Source organism: Phenylobacterium sp., from assembly GCF_035475775.1.
Classification (GTDB): Bacteria; Pseudomonadota; Alphaproteobacteria; order Caulobacterales; family Caulobacteraceae; genus Phenylobacterium.
The window spans coordinates 1-12,484 of record NZ_DATIMC010000114.1 but is presented as its reverse complement, the minus strand read 5'-3'; the positions used below and the strand labels follow the sequence as shown (position 1 = coordinate 12,484).

12 protein-coding genes are annotated in these 12,484 nt (G+C 72.1%); 7 read left to right on the top strand and 5 right to left on the bottom strand.

Annotation, left to right across the window (positions count from 1 at the left end; all coding sequences use genetic code 11):
- The 3 genes from VLI41_RS14395 to VLI41_RS14385 all read left to right on the top strand — a co-directional run.
- Window positions 1–551 (top strand): winged helix-turn-helix domain-containing protein (locus VLI41_RS14395; protein ID WP_325268775.1); only part of this gene is annotated, 551 nt, incomplete at its 5' end.
- The gene (locus VLI41_RS14390) at window positions 548–1,891 is read left to right on the top strand and encodes an ATP-binding protein (RefSeq protein ID WP_325268774.1); all 1,344 of its coding nucleotides are present in this window, start codon (window positions 548–550) and stop codon (window positions 1,889–1,891) included. The genes VLI41_RS14395 and VLI41_RS14390, both read left to right, overlap by 4 nt.
- Before the next feature lie 299 nt (window positions 1,892–2,190).
- Window positions 2,191–2,403, top strand: coding sequence for a general stress protein (locus tag VLI41_RS14385; RefSeq protein ID WP_325268773.1), 213 nt, complete (start codon window positions 2,191–2,193; stop codon window positions 2,401–2,403).
- On the opposite strand, the gene egtB is transcribed toward VLI41_RS14385, so the two are convergent.
- Complete coding sequence (egtB, locus tag VLI41_RS14380; protein ID WP_325268772.1) at window positions 2,400–4,625, bottom strand: ergothioneine biosynthesis protein EgtB; 2,226 nt, start codon at window positions 4,623–4,625, stop codon at window positions 2,400–2,402. The two genes, VLI41_RS14385 and egtB, sit on opposite strands and share 4 nt — an antisense overlap.
- 227 nt (window positions 4,626–4,852) lie before the next feature.
- Here egtB and VLI41_RS14375 point away from each other — a divergent pair, with 227 nt between their 5' ends.
- The gene (locus tag VLI41_RS14375) at window positions 4,853–5,392 is read left to right on the top strand and encodes a sigma-70 family RNA polymerase sigma factor (RefSeq protein WP_325268771.1); all 540 of its coding nucleotides are present in this window, start codon (window positions 4,853–4,855) and stop codon (window positions 5,390–5,392) included.
- Here the strand turns inward: VLI41_RS14375 and VLI41_RS14370 are convergent.
- Entirely contained in the window at window positions 5,389–5,547 is a 159-nt protein-coding gene (locus VLI41_RS14370; protein WP_325268770.1) for a hypothetical protein, read from the bottom strand. The genes VLI41_RS14375 and VLI41_RS14370 overlap by 4 nt on opposite strands.
- 183 nt (window positions 5,548–5,730) lie before the next feature.
- Here VLI41_RS14370 and VLI41_RS14365 point away from each other — a divergent pair, with 183 nt between their 5' ends.
- Window positions 5,731–6,501 carry a hypothetical protein gene (locus tag VLI41_RS14365; RefSeq protein WP_325268769.1) on the top strand — a complete coding sequence of 257 codons (771 nt, stop codon included), beginning with the start codon at window positions 5,731–5,733 and terminating at the stop codon, window positions 6,499–6,501.
- A 58-nt stretch (window positions 6,502–6,559) separates the two neighbouring features.
- Here VLI41_RS14365 and VLI41_RS14360 read toward each other — a convergent pair whose 3' ends face one another.
- Together VLI41_RS14360 and VLI41_RS14355 are read right to left on the bottom strand one after the other, a co-directional pair.
- Window positions 6,560–8,314, bottom strand: a complete 1,755-nt coding sequence (locus VLI41_RS14360; protein ID WP_325268768.1) for a CocE/NonD family hydrolase — start codon at window positions 8,312–8,314, stop codon at window positions 6,560–6,562.
- Between the two features lie 100 nt (window positions 8,315–8,414).
- The gene (locus VLI41_RS14355) at window positions 8,415–9,287 is read right to left on the bottom strand and encodes an alpha/beta fold hydrolase (protein WP_325268767.1); all 873 of its coding nucleotides are present in this window, start codon (window positions 9,285–9,287) and stop codon (window positions 8,415–8,417) included.
- 111 nt (window positions 9,288–9,398) lie between these two features.
- On the opposite strand from VLI41_RS14355, the gene kynU reads away from it, so the two are divergent.
- Complete coding sequence (gene kynU / locus VLI41_RS14350) at window positions 9,399–10,631, top strand: kynureninase (RefSeq protein ID WP_325268766.1); 1,233 nt, start codon at window positions 9,399–9,401, stop codon at window positions 10,629–10,631.
- On the opposite strand, the gene VLI41_RS14345 is transcribed toward kynU, so the two are convergent.
- Window positions 10,628–11,449, bottom strand: a complete 822-nt coding sequence (locus tag VLI41_RS14345; protein ID WP_325268765.1) for an enoyl-CoA hydratase/isomerase family protein — start codon at window positions 11,447–11,449, stop codon at window positions 10,628–10,630. The two genes, kynU and VLI41_RS14345, sit on opposite strands and share 4 nt — an antisense overlap.
- 124 nt (window positions 11,450–11,573) lie before the next feature.
- Here VLI41_RS14345 and VLI41_RS14340 point away from each other — a divergent pair, with 124 nt between their 5' ends.
- Window positions 11,574–12,332 carry a hypothetical protein gene (locus VLI41_RS14340; protein WP_325268764.1) on the top strand — a complete coding sequence of 253 codons (759 nt, stop codon included), beginning with the start codon at window positions 11,574–11,576 and terminating at the stop codon, window positions 12,330–12,332.
- Window positions 12,333–12,484: the final 152 nt, after the last annotated feature.

Sequence of the window (12,484 nt, the reverse complement as noted above, 5' to 3'; positions counted from 1 at the left end):
TCATGCTGCCGGGCGAGGACGGGCTGGCGGTCTGCCGGCGCGTCGCCTCCGCCGACGGTGGGCCGCCGATCATCATGCTCTCGGCGATGGGGGAGGACACCGACCGCATCGTGGGCCTGGAGCTCGGCGCCGACGACTATCTCGCCAAACCCTGCAATCCCCGCGAGCTGCTGGCCCGCATCCGCGCCGTGCTGCGGCGGGCCGAGGCGCGGAGCGGGAGCGGCACGGTGGGCGCGTCGTGCGAGTTCGCCGGCTGGGCGCTCGACCTCGTGCGCCGCGAGCTGCGCTCGCCGCAGGGCGTGGTGGTGAACCTGTCGTCCGGCGAGTTCTCCCTGCTCAGGGTGTTCGTGGAGCGGCCGCAGCGGGTGCTCACCCGCGACCAGCTTCTGGAGCTGGCGCGCGGCCCGGATTCCGACGCCTTCGACCGGGCCATCGACGTGCAGATCAGCCGGCTCCGCCGCAAGCTCGACGACGGCGGAGGCGGCCAGGACCTGATCCGCACCATCCGCAACGAAGGCTACATGTTCACCGCCAAGGTGAGGCGGGCATGAGGCTGAGCGCGCGCGGCCGGCCGACCGCCTCGCTGTTCGTGCAGTTGCTGGCGCTCGCCATGCTGACCCTGGTCGCCGCCGAGGTGATCAGCCTGGTGCTGATCTTCAACCTGCCGCCGCCGACGCCGGACTTCTATCGGCTGAGCGAAATCGAGCAGACGTTCCATGGCGGCAAGGCCCTGTTCACCGAGCGGCGGCCGCTGGAGCTGCGCACCGTCGATCACCCGTCCGGCGTGCCGCTCGACACCCATCTGGCCCCGACCCTCCGCTCGGAGATCGCCAGGAACCTGGGCGTGGCGCAGGACCGGGTGGTGATCGCCGTCGACCGCAATCCCTTCTCCGATCGGCGGGTGCTCAGGACCTTGCGCGACAAGATCGTGCGCGCCGGCGTCAACGAGGAGCACTTCCTGGTCGCGCCCTTCGAGGTCGCCGTGAGGCGGCCGGACGGGAGCTATGACGAGGTGCGGCCGCAACCCGCCTTCGGGCTCAATCCCTGGCAGCAGCGGATCGCGCTCTGGTTCGTGCTCTCGGCGCTGGCCATGGCGCCGGCGGCCTACATCTTCGCCCGCCGGCTCTCCGCGCCGATCCGGCTGTTCGCCGGCGCCGCCGAGCGGCTGGGCCGCGATCCCCGCGCCCCGCCGCTGGCGCTCAGGGGATCGGCCGAGATCGGGGTGGCGGTGCGCGCCTTCAACGACATGCAGGAGCGGCTGCGGCGCTATGTCGAGGACCGCACAGCCATGGTGGGCGCCATCGCCCACGATCTGCGCACGCCGCTCACCCGCCTTCGCTTCCGCATCGAGTCCCTGCCCGACGATCAGCGGGCCAAGATCGCCGCTGACATCGACCAGATGGAGGCGATGATTTCCGCCGCGCTGACCTTCGTGCGCGACGCGGGCCAGCCGGGACAGCGCACCCCGCTGGAGCTTTCCTCCCTGCTCGAGAGCCTGTGCGACGAGATGGCCGAGACGGGCGCCCAGACGGAGATCGAGACCGGTGAGAAGGTGGTGCTGGAAGGCGATCCCATGGCGCTTCGGCGACTGTTCGCCAACCTTCTGGACAACGCCGTGAAGTTCGGCGGCCGGGCGAGCGCGCGGGTCATGCGGCAGGGCGCGACGGCGGTGGTGGAGATCGACGACGACGGTCCGGGCATCCCGCCCGCCGACCGCGAGCGGGTGTTCGAGCCCTTCTACCGGCGCGAGCCGTCGCGCAATCGCCAGACCGGAGGAGCCGGCCTGGGCCTCGCCATCGTGCGCTCCATCGCGCGCGGGCACGGCGGCGACGTGGCGCTGGTCAATCGCTCGGGCGGCGGACTCACCGCGCGCGTGCAGTTGCCGCTTTAGGGCGACTCTAGCGCGACTCTGGGGCGAGGCTCGGCGCCAAGATCGTGCAAGGGCCTCACAGTCTTGCGAAAAACTCGCGTGACGGCGGACGCAACCTTGGCTGCGTCTCAATGGTTAGCCTGACCGCAACCCATGCGAGGCGCCATGTCCGAGCCGAAAACGCCCCTAGAGCTGACTGATTCGGCCGGGCTGGGACGCGTGGGGATGCGCGCTCCGGGCCGGGGCGGCCGCCTGAGCATCGGCCGCATCAGCTCACGCCTCGCTCGCCCTGACCACGCCCGATTAGGAGAGCAGTTCTGATGCCCAGCGTTGAACCCAACAAGCCCCGCGCCCGCCGAGGCTTCGCCGCCATGAACCCCGAACGCCGCCGTGAGATCGCCCGCAAGGGCGGCGCCTCGGTGCCGGGCGAGAAGCGCAGCTTCGCCAAGGACCGCGACCTGGCCGCCTCGGCCGGCCGCAAGGGCGGCGAGGCATCGCGCGGAGGCGGCCGTTCGCGCGGCCGCACCGGCTAAGCCTTCAGAAGGACGACCGCGAAGGCGGGCTGGGCTTCGGTCCACGCCCGCCGGAGCGTCCAGCCGGCCCCGGCCGCCAGCCGCGCGAATGCCTCGACGGTGAACTTGTAGGAGTTCTCCGTGTGCAGGGTCTCTCCGGCGGCGAAGCGGAAGCGCCGGCCCGCCACCGTGACCTGCTGGTCGCGCCGGCTCTTCAGGTGCATCTCGATCCGACTCTGCGCGGCGCGCCACACGGCCACGTGATCGAACGCCTCGAGGTCGAAATCTGCGCCGAGCTCGCGGTTGAGGCGCGCGAGCAGGTTCTTGTCGAAGGCGGCGGTGACGCCGAGCGGATCGTTGTAGGCGGCGATCAGGTCCGGCTCGGGCTTGACCAGATCCAGCCCGATCAGGAACGCCGCCCCCTCGCCGAGAAGCTGGCGCGCGCGCTGCAAGAAGGCCGAGGCCTCGTCCGGGCTGAAGTTGCCGATCGTGGAGCCGGGAAAGAAGCCCACGACCGGCCGGCCCCTGGCGCGCGCCGGCAGCTCGAGCGCCCGCGTGAAATCCTCGGCCAGCGGGGCGACGGCGAGGCCCGGATAGTCGCGGCCGATCGCCTTGGCGGCCGCGGCCAGGGCCTGCGGGCTGATGTCGATCGGCGCATAGACGGCGACCTGCGGCGCGGCGTCCAGGACGATGCGTGTCTTGACGCTCGCCCCGCTGCCGAACTCCACGAGCGCCGCGCCCTCGGGGATCTCGGCGGCGAGATCGGCGGCGATGCGGCGCAGGAGGCCGATCTCGGTGCGCGTCGGATAGTACTCGGCGAGCTCGCAGATCGCCTCGAACAGCCGCGAGCCCTCGGCGTCGTAGAAGTACTTGGGCGGCACGGATTTCTGCGGCTTCGCAAGGCCCTCCAGCACGTCGCGCTCGAACTCGCCGGCGCCGTGAGCGCGCCTGGCGTCCGCCGCGCCGTCGCGCGCCAGCCGCACGCCGGAGAACATCCAGCGCTGGTGCGGATAGAAGAAGTTGCGGTAGCTCGGCCGCACATGACCGGCGGGGGTGACGCAGGCGCCGCCCCTGAGCACGAACTGGCCGGCCATGAACTTGCCGTTGTACTCGCCGACTGCGCCGGCCGCAGGCTGGAATCCCGGATAAGGGGAATAGGCGCTGCGGGTCCATTCCCAGAGATCGCCGAACATCTGGCGAAGCCCCGGGCCCGGCGGCGCGGCCTGGGCCTGCAGGCGTCCGGAATCCAGGAACTGGCCGCCCGGCTCGGCCGTGCGGGCGGCGTGCTCCCACTCGGCCTCGCTGGGCAGGCGCGCGCCGGCCCAGGCGGCATAGGCCTCCGCCTCGTAGAAGGACACGTGGCTGACCGGAGCGGCGGGATCGAGCGGCCTGAGGCCATGCAGGCCCATCTCCAGCCAGCCATCCTCGCCGCGGCGCCAGTAGAGCGGCGCCTCCCAGCCTTCCGCCTGCACCCGGCCCCAGCCCTCGGAGAGCCAGAGCTCGGGGCGGCGGTAGCCGCCGTCGTGCACAAAGGCCAGCCATTCGCCGTTGGTGACCAGCCGATCGGCGAGCTCGAACGGCTCCAGCCAGACGCGGTGCCGCGGGGTCTCGTTGTCGAAGGCGAAGCCCTCGCCGGCGTGGCCGATCTCGGTGAGCCCGCCCTGGAAGCCGACGAAGCCCAGCGGCGGGGCGATGCCGGGAGCGGCGCGCCTGGGCGGCGCATAGGCGGGATGCAGGGGCGAGCCCGCGAACAGGTGCAGGATGTCCATCAGGATCAGCTCCTGGTGCTGCTCCTCATGGGCGAGGCCGAGCTCCATGAGCGCGCCGAGGCCGCCCGCGCCAGGCGTGGCCAGCAGGCGCGCCATGGCGTCGTCGACATGGCGGCGGTAGGCGATCACGTCGGCGAGCGAGGGGCGCGTGAGCAGGCCGCGCTCGGGCCGCGGCTGCCTGGGGCCCAGCGCTTCGTAGTAGGAATTGAACAGGTAGGCGAACCTCGGATCGAAGGGCCTGTAGCCGGGCAGCCGGGGCTCCAGCAGGAAGGTCTCGAAGAACCAGCTGGTGTGCGCCAGGTGCCACTTGGTCGGACTCGCGTCCGGCATGGACTGGGCCTGCTGATCCTCCGGCGTCAGCGCCCGGGCCAGCGCTTCGCTCGCCTGGCGGACCGCGCGGTAGCGGGCGACGAGGGATCGCTCGCCGGCGGCCGGCGGGGCGGCGATCCTGGCGGGCTCGTCCGGCTCGGTCATGCGCTCCCCCGTTCCGCGAACGACGTGTGGTCGCCCCCCGCGCAATTCAAGATCGAGCCCCGCCTTTTCGCGTGAGCGGAGCCAAACGCCATCCTGCCCCTCGAGTTCCCGGCTTCTTCCCGGTTTTGCGCCGCGCGGCGAACCGGAACAGATGACTCGGGGATGCGTTGATCGGGGCGCCGGAGAGCTTGAGGCAGTTGCCCGAGGCCGGGCGGAATGAGGGCACGATGGACGCGACGTCCAATTGGCGGGACGATGTCGTCGGATTGATACCAGCGCTGCGGGCGTTCGCCTGGTCCCTCAGCCACAACGGATCAGACGCCGACGACCTGGTGCAGGACACCCTGATCAAGGCCTGGACCAATCGTGACAAGTTCGAGCCGGGGACCAATCTGCGGGCCTGGCTGTTCACGATCCTGCGCAACACCTACTACACCAACGTCCTGCGCCGCCGCCGCGAGGTGCGCGACGAGAGCGGCGAATACGCGGGAACGCTGAAGTCCGCGCCGACGCAGGATTGGAGCGTGGCCATGCACGCGCTGCAGACCGCGTTGCAGCAATTGCCGGACGAGCACCGGGAGGCGCTGATCCTGGTCGGCGCCGCGGGGCTCTCCTACGAGGAGGCGGCGGAGATCTGCGGCTGCGCGCTGGGCACCATCAAGAGCCGGGTGAACCGCGCGCGCGCGCGGCTGCTGAAGATCATGGAGGCCGACGACGCCACCGACGTCATGGCCTTCGAGAGCCTGGGGGCCATGGGCCGCGCCTAGCCGTCCGCCTTCTTGCGCGGCGGCGGCGTCTCGCAGGATTCCAACTGACCCACGACCGACAGCAGCCGCTCCGGCGTAGGACGAGCCTGCAACCGCCTGAACATGCTGCGCAGCGCCTTGGTCAGCGCCGCCCTCTTGGCGCGCTCGTCGGTCATGTCGTCGGCTATTGGTGTCCCGTCCCAAGGCAGGCGGCCATTGGATACGCGGGGCCAGGCTGCGGCAAGCGCCAACCGCACAGGGACGCCCCTGTTTTTGGGGCGTCCGGCGCACGGAACAGCGCATCCGAGCCCTGGGTTGAGCCCGCACCTGACGCAACACGGATCCGGAGGACGACGATCATGGCTGACCGCGATGGAACCTGGGAGTTCGGCGGGCGCCGCGGTGACGACCGAGCCCCGCGCGGAGACGATCGGGAGCTGGCCGGGCGCGGCCGCGCCGGCGAGCACCGCTCGTTCGACGAAACCGGCCGCTTCAATTCCGACCAGGACCGCTACGGCCCGGGCTCTCGCGGCCGCCGCTCAGAGGGCGGCGAGCCATGGCGCGGCGAGGGCCGCTGGGGCGCCCGCTACGACCAGGACCGCGCGGGCTACCGCGAGGCGCCACGCTTCGGCGGCTACGCGGGCCAGGAGTACGGGCTCGAGGCGGGCCGCGAGCCTTGGCGCGAGCGCGAGCGCGCCCGCGGCGCGGGCGGCCGCAACGAACGCGAGAGCTGGCGGCCCGCGGGCGGCGCGCCCTATGGCGACCTGGAGCTCAACGCCCGCAACCGCGGCGTGCAAGACTACGGCGCGCCGCACGACTACGCCTACCACCCGCGGCAGGGCCACGAATTCGACCCCGAGTACCTGAGCTGGCGCGAGCAGCAGATGCGCAGGCATGACCGCGACTACCAGGCCTGGCGCCGCGCGCAGCAGCAGCGGTACGACGAGGACTACCGGAGGTCGCGCGAGCCTCGCCGCTCGCAGGACCATGCGGCGGAGGGCGGCGCCGAATTCGGCCGGGAGCCGCCCCAGGTCCAGGCCGCGGCGAGCGGCTGGGACGCCCGCGGCGCGCCCGAGGATCGGATTTCCCGCGCCCGCGAGGCGGCGCGCCGGCGCGACGAGGAGCGCTAGCCGGATGCGGCCTGAAGAGCCGCCGTCCGACGGCGCTCCAATCTGACGGGCGGGCGGACTACTTCTTGGCGTCGTCCGGATAGACCACCGGCAGCACCAGCGCCGAGGGGTGGCTCGCGTCCATGTAGACCGAGTTCACCGCCACGCGCGGCGGCAGCCTGTGCTCGCCGGGCGCCTCGCCGGTGTTCGGGTTGACCTCGAAGCGCGGGCTGTTGGTCGAGGTCACGTGCAGGGCGATGCGGTGGCCCTTCTCGAAGGTGATCGCCGTGTTCCAGAGGTCGATCGTCAGCTCCTCCGGGGCGTTCGGCGTCATCATCCTGACCTCGTCCGGCATGCGGCCATGCCGGTAGCGGGCGCGGATCGGGGCGTCCAGCACCAGGGCCTCGTAGCCGTCCGGATAGACGTCCACCAGCTTGGCCATGAAATCGGTGTCGGGGCCATCGGTCGCGCCATAGAGCTCGACCTTCACGGGGCCGGAGATGGCCACGTCGCGATCCAGCGCCGGCGTCTCGAAGCGCAGGTAGTCCTGGCGCGCCGGGATCGCCCGCTGGTCCATCGGCCCACGCTCGAAGGTGAGGTTGGCGCCGCCGACCGTCGGGACCGGATTGGCCGGGTCGTCGCGATAGGAGATCTTGGCCTCTGCGGCCGCCGGCGGCCTGGTGGAGAGCGCCTTGTCGGGCTCGAGGTAGTAGCGGACCTCGCGGTAGGCCGGCGGCCAGTTGGCCGAGCGCAGGATGCGGTTCTTCGGCGAGTAGGCGCCCTTCTCGGCGGCCGCCATCATCACGTAGGTGACCGGCGGCTCGGCCATGATGCCGTTGTCGATCCCCTTCAGCCAGTGGTCGAACCAGCGGATCTCCTGGTCGCCGCCCAGCGCCAGCCGGTCGAGGCCCGGATATTCCAGCCCGCCGGACAGATTCCCGTGGCCGAACGGGCCCATGTAGAGCTTCTGGTTGCCGCGTGCGCCCTTCGCGCCCTGGTTCTGCAGGTATTCGAAGTTGGCCACGTCGCCGCGGTTGAAGATGTCGTACCAGCCGCCGACGTTGTAGATCGGGATGCGGATGAACCTGGCGTTGGCGCTCATCGCGCCGCGCTGCCAGAAGATGTCGTTGGCGACCCGCCGGCGCCCCTGGTCGAGCACGTCCTCGGCGATCCCCTGGTCGCGCTGCCAGCCGATGACGTCCTTCTCCTTCAGCACGCCGCCCATGTAGCTGTTCTTCAGCAGGTCCTGCGGGGCGACCACGACGTAGGCCGCCACCAGGTGTGGCGGCGCGGCCATCGCGGCCTCGTTGGAGGTGATGCCCATGGCCGAGCCGCCGGTCAGGCCGACCTTGCCGTTGCTCCACGGCTGCCTCGCGGCCCATTCGACGCTGTCGTAGCCGTCCTCGACGTCGTTCTCGAAGGCCGCGTAGAAGCCGCCCGAGCGGCCCTTGCCGCGCACGTCCTGCAGCACGTAGACGTAGCCCGCGTCGGTGTAGTGCTTCGCCTGCTTGGCGAGCGCTTCCTTCATCCGGGCGCCCTTGGGATCCTTCTCCGGATCGATGCGGCCGTCCTTCAGGTAGGGCGTGCGGGTCATGATCACCGGCCAGGGCCCCTTCCCCTCCGGCTTGAAGACGTTGGCGGCGAGCTTCGTCCCGTCGCGCATGGTCGCGTAGGCCTCGACCGCTCCGGGCGGCAGGCCGGGCCAGCGCGGCTTGGCCTGGGGCCTTGCGGCGGCGGCCGGCCTGGCGGCGGTCTGCGACATCGCGGGCGCGGCGCCCGCGCCCAAGGCCAGAGCCACGGCCGTCGCCGCGGCGAGACGCGAAATCCGGATCATGCTGGTCGTTCCCCCGGGCGGGTCTCGGCCCGCCGAAATGCCTCGATCAAATCGCGCGGCCGCAGCCGCCGGCCCATCCAACCACAGGTCGTGGCTCGCGTCAGCGGGCTTGGCCGGCCACGCGTTCCAGCCAGGCGGTGAGGTCGGCGACCACCTCGGCGCGGTTGGTCTCGTTCAGCATCTCGTGCCGGCCGCCGGGGTAGACCTTGACCGTGAGGTCCGCGAGCCCTGCCTCCTTGTAGCGGCGGATCAGCGGCTCCAGCAGCTTCAGGTCCTCGTTGATCGGGTCCTTGTCGCCGACGAAGACGTAGACCGGCAGGTCCTTGCGGATCTTGGCGATCTCTTCGGGATCGCGGATGCGGGCCAGGAGCCGCCCGAACGTCGCCTCGAACCCGGCCTTCGGCGAGAAGCCGCACAGCGGATCGGCGATATAGGCGTCGACCTCGGCCGGATCGCGCGACAGCCAGTCGAACGGCGTGCGCGGCGCCTCGCCGTCGATGCGGATCTCGTCCAGCCGCCGCCGCGGGCCGGTGCGGTCGCCGAACGCCGCCGTGCCGGAGAGCACGAGCCCGTCGATGGCCCGCGAGTGATCGAAGACATAGGCCTGGGCGAAGAACGAGCCCAGGCTGTGGCCGAGCAGGACGATCGGCAGGTCGGGATGCTCCGCGCGGGCGAGCGAGGTCAGCTCGTGCAGGTCCTCGACGATGAGCTCGGCGCCGCGCTCGCCGAAGTCGCCCAGCTCGTCCGGCCCGCCGGCGGTCAGGCCGTGGCCGCGATGGTCGTCGGCGTAGATCGCCCAGCCGGCCGCGACCAGCGGCGCGAGCGGCGCCTTGTAGCGGCGGGCGTGCTCGCCCATGCCGTGGGCGACCTGCAGCACCGCGTGGGGCGTCGTCGCCGCGTCGGTCCAGCGGAAGCCCGCGATCTGCGCGCCCTCGGCGCCTGAGTAGCGGAACGCGCGCTCGCGGATCGCCATGGCCTCGCTCTCCCTCGCATCCTAGAAAGCCTTGATGCCAAGGCTTTGGGACATTCCGCAACCGCTTGGGCCGGACGGGCCCTGGGGCGGCGCCGATCGGGAACCCCGCGCGTGGGCCTGAGCCGCGACGAGGCCGTGGCGATGGATGCGGCCGATCCGCTGGCGGGCGTGCGCGAGGCCTTCACCCTGCCCGAAGGCGTGATCTACCTGGATGGCAATTCGCTCGGCCCGCCGCCGAAGACGGCGCTCGCCAGGCTCGCCGAGACCGCCGTCGCCGAGTGGGGGCGCGACCTGATCCGCAGCTGGGAGCTGAACGGCTGGATGGAGGCGCCGCTGCGCGTCGGCGGCAAGATCGCCCGGCTGATCGGGGCCGCGGCGCACGAGGTGGCGGTGGCGGATTCCACCTCGGTCAACCTGTTCAAGCTGGCGGCCGGCGCGCTCAGCCTGCGCCCCGGGCGGGCCACCCTGCTCGCCCAGGCCGGCGAGTTCCCGACCGACCTGCACATCCTGCAGGGCCTGACCGCGCTGCTGGGCGATCGCGCCCGCCTGAAGATCGTCCCCGAGGGCGAGCTCGTCGCGGCGATCGACGAAGACACCGCCGCCCTGGTCCTGAGCCATGTCCACTACCGGACCTCCAGGCGCTGGGACATGGCCGCGGTGACCGCGGCCGCCCACGCCAAGGGCGCGCTGGCGCTCTGGGACGTCAGCCACAGCGCCGGCGCCTTGGCCGTGGACCTGAACGGCGCGCGGGCGGACCTCGCGGTCGGCTGCGGCTACAAGCACCTCAACGGCGGCCCCGGCGCCCCGGCCTTCCTGTTCGTGCCCGAGCGCCACCTGGGGGCCATCCGCCAGCCGCTGACCGGCTGGCTCGGCCACGCGGAGCCCTTCGCATTCGAGGACCGGCACCGGCCCGCGCCCGGCGTCCGCGCCCTCGCCACCGGCACCCCGCCGATCCTCAGCCTGGCGGCGCTGGAGGCCGGCGTCGACCTGCACCTCGCCGTCGACCGCGCCCAGGCCGAGACCAAGGGCGCGGCGCTTTCCGAGCTGTTCATCGAACGCGTCGCGGTCCGCTGCCCTGAACTCGCGCTCGCCTCGCCGCGGCGCGCGGCCGAGCGCGGCCTGCACGTCGCCTTCACCCACCCCGACGGCGAGGCCATCGTCCAGGCGCTGATCGCCCGCGGCGTGATCGGCGACTTCCGCGCCCCCGACGTGCTGCGCTTCGGCGTCTCGCCGCTGTTCACCCGCTTCGCCGAGCTGTGGGACGCCGTCGAGATCCTGAGCGAGGTCCTGGCGATGCGAGCCTACGACCGGCCCGAGCATCGCGCGCCCAGGGCGGTCACCTAGCGGCCCTGGAACTTCGGCGCGCGCTTCTCGCGGAAGGCGGCGGTGCCTTCGCGGACGTCCTGCGAGGGGTTGGCGATCATCACCGCCATCTGCGCGTCGGCCAGCGAGGACTCGAAGCCGGTCTCCATCGCCTTGGCCATCATCATCTTGATCAGCCGCACGGCGAGCGGCGCCTTGCCGGCGAGGGCTTCGCACATCGCAAGCGCGCGGCCCTCCAGCTCGGCGTCGGGCGCGACCTCGGTGACCAGGCCCAGCCGCTCGGCGGTCGCCGCGTCGTAGATCTCGTTCAGCAGGCTCATCTTCAGGGCGCGGTCCAGGCCCATGGCGTGCGGGAACAGCCAGGCGCCGCCCTCGTCGGGCAGCAGGCCCACCTTGCCCGCGGTGTCGCCGAGCTTGGCGGAGGCCGCCGCCAGGCGGATGTCGCAGCCGAGCGCGAGCGCCAGGCCGCCGGCCACCGCATAGCCGCGGATCATGGCGACCGAGGGCTTGTCCAGCCTGCGCAGCATGGCGACCACCGCCTGCATGCCCTCGCGCATCTCGCGGCCGTGGCCCATGGGCGCCTCGCGCACCCAGCGGCCGTGCGCCGGATCCCCGCCGGTTCCGGAGATGTCGCCGCCGGTGCAGAACGCCCGCTCGCCCGCGCCGGCGACCAGCAGCGCCTTCTGGGCGTCGTCGTCGCGGAAGGCGGCGATCGCGGCCTGCAGCTCCTGGGTCATGCGCCAGGTGTAGGCGTTCATCGCCTGCGGCCGGTTGAGCGTGATCCGGGCCACGCCCGGCCTCGGATGGTCGACGAGGATGGTTTCGTGCTCGGCGGACATGGCTCGCTCCCGATCGGCTCGGCGCAAGGTTAGACGCCGCGGCGGGCGCGTCGACAAGCCGGCGCGCCCGTGAGAAGCTTCGCGTCACAGGTCAGGCCAACAGGGGGGACAGGCTATGACAGCCATGGCGCAGCCGGCCGAGCTCGACATCGGCCGCGTGATCCGCGACATCGTGGGCGTGCTGCAGCGGAACCTCGCCGTGTTCGCGCTGCTGGCCGCGATCCTGGTGGGCGTTCCCGCCGTGCTGACCGGCGCCGCGCACACCGCGTTCCTCAGCGCCGGCGACTGGTCGCGCTGGCCGAGCATGGCCTTGGCCGGGCTGGTCCGGCTGGTCGCCTCGCTGATCCTGCAGGCGGCGCTGATCTACGGCACGGTCACCGATCTCAACGGCCGCCGGGCCTCGGTGGGCCAGTGCCTCTCGGTCGGCCTCAACGACTTCCTGCCGCTGTTCGCCATCGGCCTGCTGGCCGGCCTCGCGATCGCCGTCGGCCTGGTGCTGCTCGTCGTGCCCGGCCTGATCCTGGCGGTGATGTGGTGCGTCGCGGTTCCGGCCTTCGTCGCCGAGCGCATGCCGGTGATGGAGAGCTTCGGGCGCAGCGCCCGGCTCACCGAGGGCAACCGCTGGCGCATCTTCGCCCTGTTCGTGGTGTTCCTGCTCGCCTCGCTGGTGCTGGGCGCCGTGCTCGGCGCGGTGACGGCGTTCACGCCCTTCGCGTTCCGCGAGATCGTGGTGCAGCCGATCGTGGCGGTGATCACCGGCCTGGTCGGCGCGACGGGGGCGGCGGTGCTCTACGTCGAGCTGCGGCGGGCCAAGGAAGGCGTCGATCCGGCCCGGATCGCCACCGGCTTCGAGGCCAGGGATGGCGCGCCGCCGCCGGCCTGAGGCGCGCCCATGCCAGACTGATCCGATGGACACCCCGCCCTTCGCGCTCAAGCCCTCGCCGGTCGTGATGATCGCGCTGGTCGTGCTCATCCTGGCGCTCGTCGGCGTCGGCGCATGGCGCCACGGCGGCGCGCTGCTCCTGGGCGGCCTGG